The sequence below is a fragment of the Candidatus Thiodiazotropha sp. LNASS1 genome (assembly GCF_964212655.1).
Classification (GTDB): Bacteria; Pseudomonadota; Gammaproteobacteria; order Chromatiales; family Chromatiaceae; genus Thiodiazotropha.
The window spans coordinates 4,457,865-4,477,948 of record NZ_OZ156465.1 but is presented as its reverse complement, the minus strand read 5'-3'; the positions used below and the strand labels follow the sequence as shown (position 1 = coordinate 4,477,948).

The following is a 20,084-nucleotide window of genomic DNA, read 5'->3' as shown; positions in this document are numbered from 1 at the left end:
CCCCTAATTCACCGTGATGACTAAATGCGCGACAGGATTCAACCATCGATGCACGCTGCTGTTGAGATCACTGGCGCCTGCTGTTTCATCGCTGTCGCCCAACACACCGCGATGGATATGAACATGGGCATTCGTCTCCGCCGTCGTAACGCCGGTTGCACCGGTGCCGTTCTGACCGCCTGGATCCGCAGGCACACCCGCAACACCCGGCGCACCGCCACCATTGATGATTTCGTCATTGGCTTCCGTACCGGCATCGTAGGCGTTCAATTGATAACGGTATGTGCCTGCAGTGGTCGGAATAGATAGTGAGTCCACACCGACAAAGCCATCGTTGGTCGGTAGAATCATCGCGGTAAGTGAAAGGTGGTCATTTGTCTCGGAGTGAGTGAGATCGAAGGTAGTGGTTGCCCCCGGCGCCAATAACCCGCCGGCTGGATTTTCAACCGAGTCCGCATTGACCGCAGCCATGTCGGCTGATATTCCGGAAATATCACCACCTTCAGCCATTGCCTGCAGGTTCGTGCTGGCCGTCGTCCCCAGCTGAAAAATGTGATTACCGCCTGCATGCGCCGCCACCAACAACGGTGTGAAATAACTGCCATGCGTCAGATTGGTAATCGAAATTGTCAGATCCTGTGCGAGCGTCGGTGTAGTGGCAAATGCCCCAGCGAGCGCCAGCATAGTTAACTTGTTCCGCATTCTCTTATCCTCCAGTAACCATGAAAAACAATTGTCTGTGCAGGGTTTATGATGGAGAGATAAATTCACGGGTATATCTCGTGTTAATCACGAAAGTGTCAAATTCAGTCTTGCATTAAGGAAACAAAACCCGGGTTTGTAGTAGGCTGAATCCGGATCTGCGATGTCGCGACCGAAATACAGCAATCGGCCTGCAGGAAAAGGTGTGTTAGTTCTGTCTAAAGTGAATTACAGCTTGTGCATGATTCCGCATGGTAAAGGGATATGCGCCGAACCGCTGACAAAACTGGGTATGCCGCGGGTATCCGATACAGTTCGGTGTTAATCCAATCCATGCTTCTTAATGGTGAATTGAGCGATGGATTAAACGCAGGCAATTTTCGGCATACTCATCAATCGTTGATGCCGGTTGTTTATATTTCCATGGCTTCAGATAGCGTTCCTGAACCATGGTCAATACCATGGTAGCAAGAAAGTCCGCCGGGTAGCCCCGCTCTGGCTTCTGCTGTAGACGCACAATCAGCCTCTCCAGCTCCGCCACCTGGGATCGTTCGAGGTTTTTGGAATCTTCCTGGTGTTTGATTGGCAGACTGCGGGTTTCGAAATAGAGAAAATAGAACCAGGGTTGCAGCAGCAGAGATGCGTATAGATAACCTTTGACCATCACTTCCAGGGCAACAACGGGATCGCTCTCAGCCCTGGCCTTATCAACGATATCTTCACACACAAGAGTAACCGCATCTTTGACGATGATTGCAATATTGTCCTTGTTGGTGATCGTCAGATAGACACCCCCCATGCTCAGACCGGTCTCCGCCAGGAGGTCTCGGAGGGACATCGCCTGAAATCCGATTTTGGGCACCAGTTTAAACGTGGCACGGAAGATCTTTTTCAGATTCCTGACCGCGAACTTCTCTCGCCTGATCCCTATAAGATTCTGATTTCGTTCAAAAAGTAATGCATATAACCTGTCTTCTTCATAGTCGAAGCACTTTTTGAAATCTGAAAATGTCAACGCCCTAGCAGGAACGAACTCAATTGTCATAGAACGGCTGATTGGTCATTTACGTGAAAATCGTTCTTGACATGGAATTGTAGCACAACTAATTTAGTAAAAAAACGAACGCTCGCTCTTTTTTTGAGTCATAATACCTATACGAGACCCTAGTTTTAGATACACTTTCGGCTGGAGATGTAGCAATGATGACGAACTTTGTTTTAGTCGCAATCGCAATAGCCACGCTGTTGTTCCTGGCCTATCGTGGATACAGCATCGCCGCAGCAACCTACTCAATGGCCACGCTCTCGGTGATATCCGCCGCAGTGACAGGTTTCGGCCTGTTGACCTGGCTGTTCGCCGGCATATTCTTTGTATGCCTGTTGTTTACACTTCCCTCACTGCGCCTGCGATTTATTTCCAAGCCCACACTGATCACCATGAGACGCATGATGCCCCCGCTTTCAAATACGGAGAAGGAAGCGATAGATGCGGGAAACGTCTGGTGGGACGGAGAACTATTCAGTGGCAAGCCGGAATGGCGTCGACTGCTGTCCGGTTCCAAACCCGTATTGAGCGACCGTGAACAGGCCTTCCTCGATGGCCCCGTCAACGAACTTTGCCGCATGGTCGACAAGTGGCAGATCAATCATGAATTGAACCGGCTGCCCGAATCGATCATCAACTTCGTTCGCGAGCACGGCTTTCTCGGCATGATCATACCGAAGCGTTACGGCGGCCTTGAATTCTCGCCGGTTGCGCAATCCGAAATCCTGTTGCGCCTGAGTAATACCGGCAGTGGTGTCAGCTATCTGGTCGGTGTACCCAACTCGCTCGGACCGGGTGAGTTGTTGATCAAATACGGCACCGAAGCACAAAAGGATTACTACCTCCCCCGTCTCGCCAGCGGCGAGGAGATACCCTGCTTTGCCCTGACCGGTCCTACCGCCGGCTCAGATGCCACATCGATACCCGATACCGGCACGGTATGTATGGGTGAATGGCAGGGAGAGGAAGTGATCGGAATGCGGCTCGACTTTTCAAAACGCTATATCACGCTCTCTCCCATCGCGACACTTGTCGGACTGGCCTTCAGACTGAAGGATCCGGATAGCCTGATTGGCGATGTGAAAGACTACGGAATCACCTGTGCGCTGATCCCGCACGATACACAAGGGGTAGAGATCGGACGGCGCCACCTGCCTATCGGCGATGCCTTCCTGAATGGCCCCATTCAGGGAAAAGACGTTTTCGTTCCACTGAGTTATATCATCGGCGGTCCGGAGATGGCCGGTAAAGGCTGGCGCATGCTGGTGAATTGTCTATCGGTGGGACGTGCTGTCACCCTGCCCACCACCGCCGTGGCGGTCAGCAAACGTTCGCTGCTCGGCACCAGCGCCTACGCCAGCCTGCGCAGACAATTTGGCATCCCCATTGCGCAATTCGAGGGTATTCAGAAACCACTGGCGCGTATTGCCGGTCTAAGTTACATCATCGATGCCGCCAGATTGCAGACCATTCAGGCCATCGTCGAGGGCAACAAACCGAGTGTGGCATCCGCAATTTTAAAGTACCACACCACGGAGATGGCCAGGCAGTGCGTAATCGACGCCATGGATATCCATGCAGGAAAAGCGGTAGTCAAGGGCCCGAAGAACTATATTGCCGACATGTATGAGTCAATGCCTGTGGCCATCACTGTGGAAGGCGCGAATATCCTCACACGCAACCTGATGATCTTTGGACAGGGAGCGATCAGGTCGCACCCCTATGTCATGCAGGAGATGACATTGGCCCATGCCGAGGATAGCCAAGAGACAATCGCCAGGTTCGATACCACGTTGACGGCCCATATCGGACATTCGATCGGCAATTTCGCGCGTACGCTGATCATGGGTCTCGGTCTGTCAAGGGAGGTGGTGCCGAACGGAAATCTGCACCTACTTCCCTATTATCGCCACTTCAACCGGCTCAGCAGTCTGTTTGCAACGATCACCGATGTGGCTTTGCTCAATCTGAATGCTAAGCTGAAATTCAAGGAGATGCTTTCGGCACGCCTGGGCGATCTGTTGAGTATGCTGTTTCTGGGTAGCATGGTGATCAAGCAGCATGAAGAGAGTCAACATCCGGAAGAGGAGTGGCCGGTGGTGCAGTGGGCCCTCGACTATCTCCTCCATCAATATCAGGTCGCATTCGATCAGCTGATGGAAAACTGGCCAAATCGATTAGTACCCGGTGTACTGAAACGTCTCGCGTTCCCGATTGGCCGTCGCTATTCAGCACCGAAAGACAGCCTGGAAAAGTCGGTTGTTGAGCTGATCACTGTTGACAGTGCAACCAGAATCAAGATGACCAGCGGACTGTTCCTGGAGGTTGCCGCGAACAATCCGTTGGCGGAAGTCAACCAGGTTTTTCTCGAGAGTCTAAATCTGCAACCGATTCTCAAACGGCTGAACCATGCATTGCGAACAGGCGAATTGGAGAAAACTGAAGATATGGAACTTGCCGATGCAGCCCTTCAGGCGGCAATGATAACCGAACATGAAGCAGAACAACTGCGGCGTTTTGACCGTCATTTGATGGCGATTATCCATGTTGACGATTTTGACGAATCGGAATTGATCCGCACCCCATACCACAAATACGGGCAAGATGATCAACAGCAGATCACTGGATGACCTCCGCTTGTATAGTGGAGATCAGCAGGAGGAGAGAGGCCAATGAAATCAACCGCTCAGCTAACATCTTATGAAGTGAGTAAAGCAATCATCGGCATACCGGTTTTCAAACGGGTGGCCATACTGGGAGCCGGTGTAATGGGGGCTCAGATAGCGGCTCACTTCACCAACGCCGGTATTCCATCACTGTTGTTCGATCTCCCCAAAGAGGGCATGGACAAAAGCGCGATTGCCAAACAGGCAATCAAGAGCCTGATGAAACAGAAGCCGGAGCCGTTGGCTGTGGCGACAAACGCCTCCCGGATAACCCCGTGCAACTACGACGACGACCTTGAAAAACTTATCGATTGCGATCTGGTGATCGAAGCGATAGCAGAAAAAATGGAATGGAAGTCCGACCTTTACCACAAGATCTCACCCCATCTCGGTGAGGACACGATACTCGCCAGCAACACATCGGGCCTCTCCATCTCAGAGCTGGCAGAAAGCCTGCCGGACAATCTGCGCAACCGTTTTCTCGGCATCCATTTCTTCAATCCACCGCGTTATATGCCGCTGGTTGAGTTGATAGCGCAACCACAGACATCACCCGAAGTTGTCGATACCATTGAGAGCTTTTGCGTAGCCACTCTTGGGAAAGGGGTGGTCAGGGCCAGGGATACGGTAAACTTCATTGCCAACCGACTCGGGCTTTTCTCCATGATGTCGACCTTTCATCATGCACAGAGGCTCTCATTGAATTTTGAATCCGTCGACGCACTGACCGGAAAATCGATCGGACGGCCAAAGAGCGCAACCCTGCGCACCGCCGACCTGGTTGGGCTCGATACCATGCGGCACGTTTTACGCAACGCTGCCGAACATCTTGGTGATGATCCATGGGTATCGATCTACAGGATCCCGGACTGGCTCGACACCCTGGTTGAAAAAGGCGCCCTCGGCGCCAAGACCAAGGCAGGCGTGTATAAAAAACAGGACGGTGAAATCCTGGTATACGAACCTGCAGACGACAGTTACAGGAAGCGTAAGGTAAAGATACCCGGAAAGGTGGAGAAGGTACTGAAGGATTACAAGAACCCCGAACGCCTGGCAAAGCTAAGCACCATCAACGATCCCCATGCCGAATTCCTCTGGTCGATTCAGCGCGATGTATTTCACTATGCCGCCTATCTACTGGACTCGATCGCCGATAATGCCAGGGAGGTTGACTTAGCGATTCGCTGGGGCTTCGGCTGGAAGCAGGGTCCGTTCGAGATCTGGCAGCATGCCGGTTGGCAACGTATCGCCGATTTGATCCAACAGGATATCGATGCAGGCAAGACCCTTACCGGCGAACCCCTGCCGGCATGGGTCAATAACATCGAGGCGATCCATACGTCAAAGGGCTCATGGTCACCTACCGACAACAGTTATCATCCCCGCTCCAGGCTCCCGGTCTACCAGCGTCAGCGCAGGCCTGAACGACTGGTTGGCGAACAGGCCGCGCAGCATGAGGTATTGTTCGAAAACGACTCGGCGCGTTTCTGGTTAATCGATGGTGATATCGGTGTACTCAGCTTCAAGACCAAAATGCATACCATCGACGACGGTGTACTGGACAGCCTGAATCAGGCCGCAGAACTGGCGCAACAACAGCTCACTGGCATGGTGATTTGGCAACCGGACGAGCCGTTCAGCGCAGGCGCAGACCTGAAGTCATTCATGCCGGTTGCCATGAAGAGCATACTGCCGGGCAGCAATGCCCTGGACAACCTGCTGCAGAAGTTCCAGCACAGCTGTATTCGCATGCGTAAATCCAATATCCCGGTGGTTGCCGGGGTCCAGGGACTGGCGCTTGGCGGCGGTTGCGAACTGATGATGCAGTGTGACCGGGTGGTCGCCGCACTGGAGAGCTACATCGGTCTGGTCGAAGTGGGTGTCGGACTCATACCCGCCGGCAGCGGCTGCATGGAACTGGCCAGGCGCGCCTCCGTCAAGGCGGCGGGGGGTGATAGATTCGAGGCACTCAAGGATATTTTTGAAACCGTCGCCATGGGCAAGGTCGCCACCAGTGCCGAACAGGCCAAGGCATTCGGCTTTCTGCGCGAAAGCGATATTGTGGTCATGAATCGTCATGAAGTGCTGCATGCCGCCATTGCCCAGGTTCGTGCCCTGAGTGCCGCCAACTACCGCCCGGCCATTGAATCACCGATTCGGGCCGGTGGTCGGGCCGCCATCGCAAACTTCAAGGCGGCGATGACCAATATGCACGCCGGTGGTTTCATCTCTGACTACGATATGAAGATCGGGACGCTCGTCGCCCATGCACTCTGTGGGGGCCCGGTGGATGCCGGTACCGAACTGCCTGAAAGCTGGTATCTGCGATATGAGCGCGAGGGTTTTCGCTCTCTGCTGAAAAGCCCCAAAACACATGCACGGGTCAAGCATATGCTGGATACCGGCAAGCCCCTGCGGAACTGAGCGAGGAGAGTGCTATGAGTGAACAGGCCTACATTGTGGCAGCCAGGCGTACACCCGTCGGCAAGGCCCCACGAGGCGTATTCCGCCAAACCCGTCCTGACGATCTGCTCACCCATGCGATTCAGGGTGTGCTTGGCGATTGCCCCGGTCTGCAGCCAGAGCTGATCGAGGACGTGATTATCGGTTGCGCCATGCCGGAGGCTGAACAGGGCTTGAACGTCGCCCGTGTGTCCAGTCTGCTGGCCGGGTTACCGGACAGCGTGCCGGGCGTCACTATCAACCGTTTCTGCTCATCCGGTCTGCAGAGTATCGCCATGGCAGCTGACAGAATTCGCCTCGGCGAGGCAGACATCATTGTCGCCGGTGGTGTCGAGAGCATGAGCATGGTACCGATGATGGGCAACAAGGTCGCCATAAATCCGGCAGTGTTCGAGGATGACAATGTGGCTATCGCCTACGGCATGGGTGTCACCGCGGAAAATGTCGCCGAACGCTGGAAGGTCAGCCGCGAAGATCAGGATAACTTTGCCCTGCAGAGTCACCAGCGTGCGCTGGCGGCTATCAATGCCGGTCATTTCGAGCGGGAGATTCTCCCCTATCTGACCAAACAACACCTGCCGGACGAGGGAAACACAATCAGAATCCTTGAGCGCCCGGTAAAGAGTGATGAGGGTCCCCGTCCCGACTCCAGCCTTGAAGGCCTGGCCAAACTGCGACCGGTTTTCGCCGCCAAAGGCAGCGTCACCGCCGGTAACAGCTCGCAGATGAGCGACGGCGCCGGCGCCGTGGTGGTGATGAGCGAAGGGAAAATGCGCGCCTTGAATCTCGAACCGCTGGCGCGCTTTGTGGGCTACAGCGTTGCCGGGGTGCCCGCGGAAATCATGGGCATAGGCCCCAAGGAGGCGATACCCAAGCTCGAGAAACTGACCGGCGTCAGCCTCAACCAGATCGACTGGATCGAGCTCAACGAGGCCTTTGCTGCGCAGACCCTGGCCGTGATGCGGGAGATGGATATGGATCCGGATAGGGTCAACCCACTCGGTGGTGCCATTGCCCTTGGACACCCACTGGGTGCGACCGGCGCCATACGCACGGCGACCCTGCTGCACGGGATGCAGCGTACCAATAAGCGCTACGGCATGGTAACCATGTGTATCGGCACGGGGATGGGAGCGGCCGGCCTGTTCGAACGCTGTTGATAAACAGCAGATGCCCGGCTGGCAACAATGGGACTGGCATCATGCGGCAACATCTGCCATAGACAGTGATCAGGTATCCCCATTTCAGGAGAACGCTGTATGAGTGGTGAGACACAAAGCAGACCTGGCATAACTCCGGAAGAGCGTGTCGTGTCACTCTGGAGACGTTTTGGAAACAGTGCCTTGGGCCGGCATATCTACAGTCTGCTATTCGGACGGATGGTGCCTTATACCGGCACCATCCGTCCCGTTATCGAAGAGATATCACCCGGTCGAGCAAGGGTTACCCTGCGGGACAGACGAGTTTTGCGCAACCATCTCAATTCGATCCATGCCATTGCACTGGCAAATGTCGGCGAGCTGGCAAGCGGTCTTGCTCTGATTGCCGCCATGCCCGAATCGACCAAAGGTATCGTTACCCGGCTCGAGATCGATTATCTGAAGAAAGCCCGCGGCGACCTCACCGCTATCGGTGAAGCACAGGTGCCGGAGATAATAGGCGAATCCACCACCCTTCAGGCCCATGCAACCATCTGGGACCGGGAAGGAGACAGCGTTGCGAACCTCACCGCCCATTGGCAGTTACGTCCCAGGGACATGCCATGAGCGACAATCCGCCTCAGGAGACACCATTCACACGACATACCGATATCCGGGTGCCGATCATCTGTGGGCCCATGTACCCCTGTTCCAATCCCGAACTCGTTGCCGCCGCATCCGAGGCCGGTGGTATCGGTATCATACAGCCGGTCGCCATGACCTTTGTCCATGGTCACGATTTCCGTGAAGGGATCAGACTGATAAAACGCCACACCGACAGACCCATCGGCATGAACGCCCTGATCGAGAAGTCCTCCAGAAAATACCACGACAGGATGGTGGAGTGGGTCTCGATTGCGTTGGACGAAGGCGTGCGCTTCTTCATCACATCCCTGGGCAATCCGCGCTGGGTGGTCGAACGGGTGAAGGCCTATGACGGCATCGTCTACCATGACGTCACTGAGCGTAAGTGGGCCTTGAAGGGACTCGATGGCGGAGTTGACGGCCTGATTGCCGTCAACAACCGGGCCGGCGGGCATGCCGGCGCCCTCTCCCACTTGCAGCTGTTGGATGAACTGGGTGACCTGGGTGTGCCGCTCATCTGCGCGGGAGGTATCGGTAACGAACAACAGTTCGCCGAAGCGATCAGTCAAGGCTATGCAGGTTGCCAATTGGGCACGCGCTTTATCGCCACTGAGGAGTGCAACGCGGCAATGCCCTATAAGCAGGCCATACTCGATGCCGACGAACGCGATATCGTGCTCAGCAATCGAATCACCGGGGTTCCCGTATCGATCATCAATACACCCTACATCGAAAAAATCGGCACAAAGGCGGGAGCTTTCGCCCGCTGGATGTTGAACGGCAACAGAACCAAACACTGGATGCGCATGTTCTATACCCTGCGTTCCGCCTTCCAGCTGCGTCAGTCATCCCTCGACGAGAAGGGTGAAACGGAGTTCTGGCAGGCGGGCAAAAGTGTAGCGGGCATTCATAATATTGAGCCTGTCGCCACAATTATCGGCCGGTATGAAGCCATGTTGCGAGGCATAAACAACGAAGCAACAGCTCGTAAATCTGTGTAAGTCAATATTGTTGCATGCCTTCCCACGCAGGAGCTTAGGAACGAGGAGAACACCCTTTTGGGCCAGTCTGTTCCGTTATTTGTCAGCGCCCAGTAATATTAAGCAGCGGCATCGGAGCCTTATCCGTAAACTGGTCAATCATCGTTGATACATACTGTTCACATTCATGGACATCGATGCGAACCTCCCCATCACGCCTATTATTCTCACCAATAAGCGTTACCGCACATTAATTGCTTTGAGAAGGGTGAAAAAAAAGCCCGCCGATGGCGGGCTTTTTTCATTTGTCAGTCGATTAATTGATTGACTGATAGTAGTCGATCAGGATCTGCGCCACCTCGGGACGGGAGAACTCCTTTGGCGGAGCGATACCCTGGCCCAGCATCTCGCGTACCTTGGTGCCGGAGAGGAGTACGAAGTCCTCTTTCTCGTGATCCGGGGCTTCGCACATCATCACCACCTTGTCCAGCTTCTTCGACCAGGCGGTGTGGTCGGCCTTGAAGATCTCGATTTCCAATGCGCCTGCAGGCACCTCATCCTCGAAGATGGTCTGGGCGTCGAATGCACCGTAGTAGTCACCCACACCGGCATGATCGCGACCGATGATGAAATGGGTGGCGCCCATGTTTTGGCGGAAATAGGCGTGCAGCACCGCCTCACGAGGCCCGGCGTAGAGCATATCGAAACCGTAACCGGTCACCATGGCGCTGTTGGGCGGGAAATAGAGCTCAACCATCTTGCGGATCGCGGCATCGCGCACCGGTGCCGGAATATCGCCAGGCTTCAGCTTACCCAGCAGCATGTGAATCACCAGGCCGTCGCAGCCGAGACGATCCATGGCCATGTGACAGAGTTCCTCATGAGCCAGATGCATCGGATTGCGGGTCTGGAAGGCAACGATCTTGCTCCAGCCACGTTCCTGAATCTCGTTGCGGATCTCTACGGCAGTACGGAATGTATCCGGGAAATCGGCCTGGAAATAGGAGAAGCTGAGGACCTGGATAGGACCGGAGATCGCCACTCTGCCCTGGCCGTTGAATGCCGCCACGCCAGGATGATCACTGTCGTCGGTGCGATAGACCTTGTCGGTCATTATCGCCATCTGTTCGTCACTGACTTCCTCGATATTCTCGATATCCATGACGGCCAGTACCGGATTACCCTCCATGTTCGGATCTCTCAGCGCGATCCGTTTGGCATCTCCGATGGCATCCGTGTTCTCCAGCAGGCAGAGCACAGGCACCGGAAAGAAACTGCCGTCGGTCAAGGTCATCTTTTCGGCTGCGCCCATGGCGTCAGCCACTGTCATGTAACCTTTCAACGGATTGAAATACCCTGCCCCCATCATCACCGCGTTACCGGCAGCCTGAGAACTGATCACTACCGACGGTAGGGATTCAGCCTCGTGTGAGAGCTTGTGATGGGTCTCGGGATCGTAGACAAACAAAGGTTGTAGTTCTGAGGAACCGACTGGGTTGATCATGACTTTTCGTCTCCTTCGTTGATCGCTTAATAAATTGACCGGCCCAGTCAGCAACTGCCAAGCCTGCCCTAAGCCTTCATTTTGAGTCGGTTATCTCATCCGCCTTGGCGGAAAAACCTCAAGCAGGTTTCAAAGGAAAATTAATAACCAACTGTTTTTATTAATAATATTTGAGATATTTCATGTATTGTATATTTCAAACAGGCAATACACTACCACAACGAGGAGTTATCCAACCCCAGTAATTTTTTATGTGCTCAGCAAAATATCTGCTTCCCCGGATGCATCGTTATCTCAGCGCCCTAACCCGGATTAACGGTGAGAAGATCGGGGAGCCCGCTGCTGCGTCGCATGGGGTGTGTGACAGCTGCATCGAAGATCGCATCATCTCCGATCAGGGTGAATCTCTGCCGCGATCTGGTAATCGCTGTATAGACCAGCTCACGGCACAAGACGGCACTCCTTTGATCCGGCAGTTGCAATACCACCTCCTGAAACTCGGAACCCTGGCTCTTATGTACCGTCACCGCATATACCGTTTCGCAATAAGGCAGTCTCGATGGTGAAATCCAACGCACCTGACCGTCACTCCCCTGGAAGGCTACCGCCAGTTCATACTTCCGTTCAGGATGTGGCAGGACGATACCGGTTTCACCGTTGTAGAGATCGAGTTGATAGTCATTGCGCGACAGCATCACCGGGCGTCCCGGATACCAATCGTCGTGATTCTCAATCTGTCCCGCCCGAATCAGCTCCCGGGTTATCGCACCGTTCAATGCATTGACGCCAAAAGGCCCCTCGCGAACTACGCATAGCAAGCGAAACTCGTACAACAGGGTGAACAGCGACGCCACCGGCGCCCCTGATCCGACCGCTTTGAACAGCTTTCCAAAACGACTTGCAACCAGTCTTGCCACATCACCGCCCGGATCCAAACGGCCCAGCTCTTTCCCTCCATTGTGGAGCAGCTGTCGGGCCTGTTGCGCATCACCCCTGTTGACAGCCTTGGCCAGCTGTCCAAGCGGACTCTCGGGATCGAAACGGTAGCTCTGTCTCAGTTCGATAACACTGTTTTTCAACTCACTGGCGGACTCCTCCCCTGCGGCCACCGGTTGCATCGTGATCTCGCTCAATTGCCGTGCGAAATCATCATCCGGCCCATTGCATCCGATACACAGATCACCCATCACCGAACCTGCCTCCACCGAGGCCAGTTGATCGCGATCACCCAACAACACCAGTCGCGCAGCATGAGGCAAGGCATCCAGGAGCTTGGCCATCAATGCCACATCGACCATCGATGCCTCATCCACTATCACTACATCAAACAGCAGGGGATTGTCTCGATGGTGACGAAAGCCTGTACCCGAACGGTTCATACCGAGCAGACGATGCAGGGTCGACGCCTGCTCCGGTATCGTCGCCAGCTGTTCTTTCGAGAGGGCCGTCGATGCCTTGGCCTGCCGGATCGCCTGTTGCAGACGTGCGGCAGCCATTCCTGTGGGCGCTGCCAGGGCAATCCGTAACGCATTTCCCCCCGGCTGCAGTCGCAACAGCGCCAGCAACCGAAGGACGGTTGTCGTCTTGCCGGTGCCGGGTCCACCGGAGATGATGGTGAGGGGCCGCAGGATCGCAGTGGCAACGGCAACCTTCTGCCAATCTGTAACATCGGCGCCATGCACCGGGAACAGTGTTGCCAAAGCATGCTTCACCCCCTCCCGGTCAATCATCTGATCGTCACTCCTGGCACGCTGCAACAACGCGTCTCCCAAGCGTCGCTCATAGGCCCAATAGCGATGCAGGTAGAGCCGATTCCGGCTATCCAGAATCATGGGTTGCCAGTCACCGGGACCACCGATAATCCCGCTTTGTCGTAACTCGACTCTCCACTCTTCCAGTCCAGGGGCCTGAACCGCCATCTCCGCTTCATCGAATAGCGCTCTTCCCGCAAGCTCGCCAAGATCGAGGCAGACATGCCCATCGCTGGTGGCACGACTGGTGAGTGCAATCGCCAGGGCGAGGGATGGCGAAGGGGCATCGGCCTCTGCCATCAGATACTCGGCAAGATGCAGATCAAGATCGTTGAGCAGATTCTGCCGGTGGAGCGAGCGTAACAGGCTATCAGGAAGACTCATCGGTGCGCGCCTCGATCAATCGGTCCAGGGCCTCGATGAAGCCTTGTGATGGTCTTTCAGCGACCACCCCCAGGCGAGCACCGCTCCGGGGCTGCATACCGCGCAGAAACAGATAGTAGACACCACCGAAATGACGCTCATACCCGTAGTCGGGCAGGCGTAGCTTGAGATAACGATGCAAGGCCAGCGAGTAGAGCAGATACTGTAGCGTATAGTGGTGCTCGATCATCGCATTCGTCAGAGCCCGGGGGTGGTAGTCACTGTAGCTGTTGCCAAGCCAATTGGACTTGTAGTCGGCCAGATAGAAACATCCGTCCACTTCGAAGACCAGATCGATATAGCCCTTCACATAGCCATCCACCACACTGGCATGGAGGTTCGCCAGACCGTCAATCAGCCCATCGACGTCCGAGAAATGGTGATGCCGTGCAAGCGCCATGATCGCCTTGGGCTGCAGTGATTTCGCGGGGAAATAAAATTCCATCTCATTCAGCCGTTGCCCCGCCCCGATTCGACTCAGGGTCAAACCATCGATATTGAGCGGCGTCTCTACAACCTCTCTCATCCACTGGACTACAACACCCTTCCAGCGGGTATCGATGGCATGAAACATAAGTTTCTCCTCCACCATCAGCTCGACCGCCTGCCCATGGGGCTGCATGAAATCGAGCTCCTCCAGAATCGCATGCAGACAGCTGCCGGGTCTTGAGCCGCGCGGAAAGCCATGCACGCTGAAACCCCGGCGGGCATCCTGAGGCTGGTTCAGAATTGTCGTCTGGATGTCGTAATCCGGTCTATCCTCATGCTGTCCCGCAACCAGCGAGGAGAAACTGGCCACACCGCCAACCGCTGATATGGATGCTGAAAAGCGTCTCGGCGGTTGCAGTTCCGGCGGCAGTGGCAGGGTGAGTTGCGCCATCTCCGCAGCATGGGGTAAAGGTGTGATATCGATACTACCCCGGGCGGCTGTGGCCAAAACCCGCAACACCTGCTCATCTCTTTCGGGATTCAAGGTCTTGAGCTGTTGTCGCCACTGCGCCAGGGTCTGCGGACAATCGGCTCTATTCGTGGTATGCAATATCCAGCCAAGCGCTGAATGCCTGCTCTGCTTCAACCAGCCCCATGGGAGGTAACAGCGATAACGTGGACGCGTCAAAGCCACATACAGCAGGCGAAGATTTTCCGCAAAAACCTCCTCATGGAAATAGGCCCGGTTGTCATGAAAATCTTCTGAGCCAAGTTCGAGCACCGCCGCATAGTCTTCATGCGGATCGTGAAACAGAAAGGGTTTGTCGTCGTACCCGGCTTCAGTTTGGTCCCACAAGAAGGGACAGAAAACAATATTGTATTCCAACCCCTTGCTATGGTGCAGGGTATCGATCTGCACCAACTTGCCGTCACTCTCCAAGCGCAACAGATGCTCATCATCCTGGGATAGGGTCTGGCGCTGGCGGGCAAACCATTTAACCAATCCCTCCATACCGGGACGTGCCGTGCCATCATATTGCTGCAGCAGTTCCAGAAGATGGTAAAAGTTGGTCAGCCTTCGCTCTCCGTCGCAGAACTCAAGCAATCGATTTTCGATCCCCATTTCATTGGCGAATGCCTTGATCATGACGATGAAACCGTTGTCCCGCCAAGCACGATGATGATGAAAGAAGCGGTTGAACAATCCGTTTTGCAAATCATCTTTACGATTCATCTCATCAATGGCGGCGCCATCCCAGCCCAGCATCGGCGTAGCCAGCGCGGCACGGACCAGACGCCCCCTGTGGGGCTCCAACAGGGCGAGCAGCAGACGTTGCAACTGCTCGGCCTCCTGGCTCCAGTAGACACTCTGCTGATTACTATGAACACTGGATGTACCATACGCCCTCAAGGCCTGTGCAATACGGGAGGCCTGTTCATGGGTCCGCACCAGTACGGCAATATCACCGCCACATAGCGACCTGTCCCCTATGCGCGCCTTGCCTTGCGAAGCGAGTGTCAACAGACGGGCAATCTCCCCGGCGGTGGCATCGGCCACAGCCTGGCGGATCTCTTCGATCCCTGTCTGCTCACCGAAGGTAAGATGCCAAATCTGAAAAGGCGCCTCACTGCCATCCGCTATCGTGAGGGATGCCATCTCCCTGTCACCAGCCGCGACCGCTTCAAAACCGATGCGTGGCTCGAAGAATGGCCGATGTGAACTGCCGAACAGGGTGTTGACAGCCTGCAACAGCCCAGGTGTCGAACGCCAGTTGATGTCCAGGGTATGGTGTTTGGCGCCTGTCTCGTCTCTGGCACGCAGATAGGCGAACAGATCGGCACCGCGAAAACTGTAGATCGCCTGTTTTGGATCCCCTACCAGAAATACCGGTTGCCGGCTGTTGAGATAGATCTGACCGAAAATCCGGTACTGCACCGGATCGGTATCCTGAAACTCATCCACTAATGCAGCAGGATAGCGCCGGCGCAACAGTCCACTCAAACGGCCACCGCTGTCCGCCAGCAAGGCGGCGTGCAACTGCAGCAACAGGTCGTCGTAGGACCATTCCCTGGCCTCGGCCTGGCGTCTCGGCAGCTCATCCAGAAGATAGTCATAGAAAGACTTTTGCAAAGCCACGAATGCCTTGTCGAAGGCATCGGCGCACGCTTCGACACAGGCCATATAACGGGAAAACCGGTTGAAGAAGGGATGCCGAGGAGCCGCTTGTCCAGGCTTGATCGCAGCCTCGATACTCTCCGACGTAAACCGTTCGGCCTTGTCGAAGGGTCTTTGAAAGACCGTGGCCTGCAGCCATTGGTCCATTTTCACACCCCAACCCTCAAGCCATGCCCGGCGGTAGAGATTTCCCTTCATCACCTGTGTGTCGCTGAGTAGCGCGAGGATGCTATCGCGTTGCTCCTGCCACAACGACCTGACTTCGGACTGGAGCTGATTGGCCTGCAGCTCCAGCGACCCAATGCCTTCCGGCCAATCACAAGCCCTGACCTGCAGGTAAGGCTTGCCCAGAGCGGGACGCATGCGCTGGAGCAATGCCTCGGGGGTATCTATCCGGTCACGCAGGGCCTGAAGCAGCTGACCGGGGAGCTGATTGATTTCACGTCGCCAGTAATCATCAGCAATCTGCAGCAGTCGATCAGCCTGATCCGTTACCAGATTGGTGTTGAATGCCTGCCCGGTCTCGAATGCCTGTTCAGTCAGTACGCGCTGGCAAAAGCCGTGGATGGTATAGATAGCAGCCCTGTCGAAGCCGGCAATCGCCAGATCGAGACGCCTGCGGGCCCGCGCTTTGTCCTCTATGTTGTCGAGGATGCTATGCAGCAGGGGATCGGCACTTGTACCGCCATCCGTCAGCGACCGCGCATCGATAAGACGCTGGCGAATCCGTGTCTTCAGTTCTGCCGTTGCCGCTTTGGTATAGGTCACCACCAGGATCCTCTCCGGACTATGGTCCTGTTCCAGCAGCAGCCGAAGATAGAGGCCGGTCAAGGTATGGGTCTTCCCGGTGCCGGCGCTTGCCTCCACCAGATTGAAACCCTGCAAGGCCACCGATTCGATCCGCATACTCATCCCTGCCACTCCAGATGGTCCATCAATGGTTGCAGGAGCTCCCTGCTGGTGTCGAAGAATGCCTGATCGAGGGCGGGCCGGTCCGGCCGCAACAGACGATGGTAGGGTTTATCCACGTCACCTGGCTGAAACCGGTTGCCAAACCAACGCTGTCGCGCCGCCTTACGGGCCACCTCCTCACCACCCTGCTCAAGTTTTTCCTGATAGATCCAGGCGGTTGCGGGGAAGAACGACAACGGCAACTGCAGACCCTGGCGATAGCGCCGGATCAGCGTCTCAAGATGAACCTTCGCCTCCTCCACGGACCTGTAGTGACCTGTTCTGTCCCCCTCGAGTAGACATGTCATTGGCGTTACCCCAGGTGGATTGAGGGCATTCAACAACAGATGTCTTATCCAATGCCTGACCATCTGGTAGGGGAAGAGGCGATCCGTACTATAGGTAAGCAGCCCCCCTGTGGTGACACCGTGAAGGTGGCCGACCAGATGGTGTTCATCGAACTTAAGATCAACCTCCAAGGGTTGCAGTAGATCGCCGCTATCAAGCGCCTGAATGCGTTGAACCATTGCCGCTGCACGGCCCTGCATCTGCCCAAACGTCTGTTCACCGGCCATACCGTGCGGCAGGCGTCCCCGGGCGCGTAATTGTTCATACAATGTTTCGGGGCTCTGGTCCGCCAGCATAGACTCCACCAGCTCATGTTCCAGTGCCAACCTATCGAAACGCACCAGGGTGAATGGTTCCCGCTCCTCGGGAAGCTGCTCCGCCTGTTCGAGGTCGAGATTCAAGCGGATATCGGCAAATCCTTTCAGCGGATTGGTGAAAAAGTGGAGAAACCGCTGCAAATCGATCAGCCCATCCCCCTCTGTTTCGACCAGGGGCGTCGCTACCAGAGGAAGCTCATTGCGATCACCACTGCCGACCCGCATTGCCGCCTCGTACATCTCCGCTGAATAGCTGAAGAGGGTGCTGTCAGCAAAAAAATAGTCCCGTGAGAAGGGCTGTAAAGGGTGGTCGAAAATGATCTCCTTCATGCCGGACTCAGCCACCATCAGTTGCAGAGAATCGCACAACTCATCCACCACGACGGAGGGTGGAAGCAGGGTATTGTCATGCTGACTGCGTCCGACGTAACTGATTAAAAGACGATCCCGTGCAGAGATCAGTGTCTCCAGGAAGAGGTAGCGATCATCCACTCTTCGTGACCGATCTCCGCGACGAAAGGCACTCGACATCAGATCGAATCCCAACTCCGGCTGCTGGCGGGGAAAGGCTTCGTCGTTCATACCGATCAGCGCGATCACACGAAAAGGCAGGCTTCGCATGGGTGCGAGGGCACAGAAATTAACACCACCGCCCATAAAGCCCCGATCCACTGAAATATTCAACAGCTCCTGTAGGCGATATCGGATCGGTGCGATCGGAATCTGCTCCTCGATTCCCGCTTGTTGCATCTCCTGGGCCAATGCATGAATAGCCTCTCTGACCGACTCGAGTTGTGCTTCACTCTCTTCATCGGAAGAAAAGAACTGCTCCGTGAGCCCGATCAGGAAGTTTACCCACGCCTGCGATGACCGATCGATCAAGAGCTGATCTTCCAGCGCGAAAAGGGCATCACAAAACGCCAGCAGTCCACCGAGCCATTGACCCTCCGACCCCTCCACCGCATCCAATGGATAGTGGTGGTGCCAAAGCTCTCCCGCATCTCCCTGCATTGCATAACCCAGCAGGAGTTGCCACAACCCTGCCCGCCAGGTATTACTCTGTTCCGCCGGCAATCCAAGGGAATGCTTGCTCTCGCCATCACGTCCCCAATGGACAGCAGCCTGATTCAGCCATTGAGTCACCCGTTCGACTCCCTCTTCATCCAATCCGAAGCGACGACGTATGGCCGGATATTCCAGCAGATTGAGCACACTGCCGACCGGGTAGCGGTATCCAGGGAGTTGAACAATTTCCAGCAGAGCCGTGGCCAGTGGATTGTTCTGTAGCAGACCGCCACCGCTGATCCTGAAGGGTATCTTCGGACGGCTGCCCGGCGTTGAGAAGTGAGCCTTGATCAGAGGACCATAACGGTCAATATCCGGTGTCATCACCAGAATATCCGACGCTGTCAGATCCGGCAGATCCTCCAACAGCGCCAGGAGTTGATCGTAGAGCACCTCAACCTCGCGCATCGGGCTGTGGCAGCGATGGAGCGTGATGGAACCGTCCGTTGAGCATCCGGATTGCGGCTCACTCAAAGTCAATATCTGATTCTGCATTTGATGCAACAACAGATCGTCATGTTGCCTTTGGTAGAGCTCCTCACCACCCGGATCCATCTCGTTGATGGCAGCAAAAAAGTCCCGCCCCTGCCGACCCATTGTGGCAAGCAACGGATTGCCCACTTCCAGGTAGAGCGCCTGTTCCCGCGACTGCAGAGCCAACTGTGCCTGCTCACTGGGTGAGACGATGTCAGCCCAGTGGGCCTCACAGGGATTTAGCAGAAAAAGATGAACATCAATCAGCGATGCGACGTGTCGAATGATCTCCAGGTAGCCAGGAGAGAGGGTGGGAACACCAAAGACAAACACCCTCGGCGGCAGGATCTTCTGAAAAGAGGTTGTCGACATCCTGCTCAACTGAAGTTGCAGGCTCACCCAATGAACCGCATCTTCCTCCGTGAGACGGCGCCAAAGACCGGCCTGCCATTCATCACCTTCGGTAGCCGCCTCTCCCAGCTGCCATTTGAGAATCCAGTCTGGCCGATAGATCAGATATCGATCGAACAGCATGGCCAGCTGTTGCGCCAACTGAAAGCGCTTAATATCGTCCGCTCCAGCCAGATAGCCGGTGACCGAAGGATCTGTCAATTTCTCATCGACATCCCGGAGCAGTCTGTAGATACGCCACGTCAGACGTTTTGGCTGATAACGATCATAGTCAGGCACATCCGGCAACAGGGCGTGAAAAAGCTGCCATATAAATGCTGCGGGCAGCGGAAAAGAGAGATTGGCGCAAATCCCCAGATGACCGGCGATTCGCAATGAGAGCCAGCGGGCCATGCCCGGGTGTTGAACGATCACCTGCTCCTGCTGCAGAGCCTCACCCACCGGCTCGGCAAGCAGTCCGGACAGGCGTGCCGCAAGCGATTCAAGATGGTTTGATTGGTAGAGCCTCAACATGAGGCCGTATTCTAACCTGTTTGAGACTCAATCACTGAGTCCGTGTCCTGAATAAATCACCGCGACAGGCAAACCGCCTTAT

General features: G+C 55.3%; 11 protein-coding genes. 5 read left to right on the top strand and 6 right to left on the bottom strand.

Features of this window, described 5'->3' with window-relative positions; translation table 11 throughout:
• Positions 1-3 precede the first annotated feature (3 nt).
• Both AB8516_RS19945 and AB8516_RS19940 read right to left on the bottom strand, forming a co-directional pair.
• Positions 4-702 (bottom strand): spondin domain-containing protein, encoded by a 699-nt coding sequence (locus tag AB8516_RS19945; RefSeq protein ID WP_369162913.1) that lies wholly within the window; start codon positions 700-702, stop codon positions 4-6.
• Positions 703-1,042: 340 nt separating this feature from the next.
• Positions 1,043-1,540, bottom strand: a complete 498-nt coding sequence (locus AB8516_RS19940) for a TetR/AcrR family transcriptional regulator (protein WP_369162912.1) — start codon at positions 1,538-1,540, stop codon at positions 1,043-1,045.
• 362 nt (positions 1,541-1,902) lie between these two features.
• Here AB8516_RS19940 and AB8516_RS19935 point away from each other — a divergent pair, with 362 nt between their 5' ends.
• The 5 genes from AB8516_RS19935 to AB8516_RS19915 all read left to right on the top strand — a co-directional run bounded on the left by AB8516_RS19935 (position 1,903) and on the right by AB8516_RS19915 (position 9,661).
• Positions 1,903-4,377 (top strand): acyl-CoA dehydrogenase, encoded by a 2,475-nt coding sequence (locus AB8516_RS19935; protein WP_369162910.1) that lies wholly within the window; start codon positions 1,903-1,905, stop codon positions 4,375-4,377.
• 42 nt (positions 4,378-4,419) lie between these two features.
• Positions 4,420-6,837, top strand: coding sequence for a 3-hydroxyacyl-CoA dehydrogenase/enoyl-CoA hydratase family protein (locus tag AB8516_RS19930; RefSeq protein WP_369162908.1), 2,418 nt, complete (start codon positions 4,420-4,422; stop codon positions 6,835-6,837).
• Between the two features lie 14 nt (positions 6,838-6,851).
• Positions 6,852-8,036: an acetyl-CoA C-acyltransferase gene (locus AB8516_RS19925; RefSeq protein WP_369162906.1), complete on the top strand. Its 1,185-nt coding sequence runs from the start codon at positions 6,852-6,854 to the stop codon at positions 8,034-8,036.
• 99 nt (positions 8,037-8,135) lie between these two features.
• Positions 8,136-8,642, top strand: coding sequence for a hotdog fold domain-containing protein (locus AB8516_RS19920; protein ID WP_369162905.1), 507 nt, complete (start codon positions 8,136-8,138; stop codon positions 8,640-8,642).
• Positions 8,639-9,661: an NAD(P)H-dependent flavin oxidoreductase gene (locus AB8516_RS19915; protein WP_369162903.1), complete on the top strand. Its 1,023-nt coding sequence runs from the start codon at positions 8,639-8,641 to the stop codon at positions 9,659-9,661. The genes AB8516_RS19920 and AB8516_RS19915 overlap by 4 nt, the downstream gene beginning before the upstream one ends.
• 295 nt (positions 9,662-9,956) lie before the next feature.
• Here the strand turns inward: AB8516_RS19915 and sat are convergent, their stop codons facing one another.
• The 4 genes from sat to recC form a co-directional block, all read right to left on the bottom strand.
• On the bottom strand, positions 9,957-11,144 hold the full coding sequence (sat, locus tag AB8516_RS19910; RefSeq protein ID WP_069121699.1) for a sulfate adenylyltransferase: 1,188 nt from the start codon (positions 11,142-11,144) through the stop codon (positions 9,957-9,959).
• Positions 11,145-11,446: 302 nt separating this feature from the next.
• The gene (gene recD / locus AB8516_RS19905) at positions 11,447-13,279 is read right to left on the bottom strand and encodes an exodeoxyribonuclease V subunit alpha (RefSeq protein ID WP_369162902.1); all 1,833 of its coding nucleotides are present in this window, start codon (positions 13,277-13,279) and stop codon (positions 11,447-11,449) included.
• Complete coding sequence (gene recB / locus AB8516_RS19900) at positions 13,266-16,835, bottom strand: exodeoxyribonuclease V subunit beta (RefSeq protein ID WP_369162901.1); 3,570 nt, start codon at positions 16,833-16,835, stop codon at positions 13,266-13,268. The genes recD and recB overlap by 14 nt, the downstream gene beginning before the upstream one ends.
• On the bottom strand, positions 16,832-20,002 hold the full coding sequence (recC, locus tag AB8516_RS19895) for an exodeoxyribonuclease V subunit gamma (RefSeq protein ID WP_369162899.1): 3,171 nt from the start codon (positions 20,000-20,002) through the stop codon (positions 16,832-16,834). Before recC ends, recB begins: the two co-directional genes overlap by 4 nt.
• Positions 20,003-20,084: the final 82 nt, after the last annotated feature.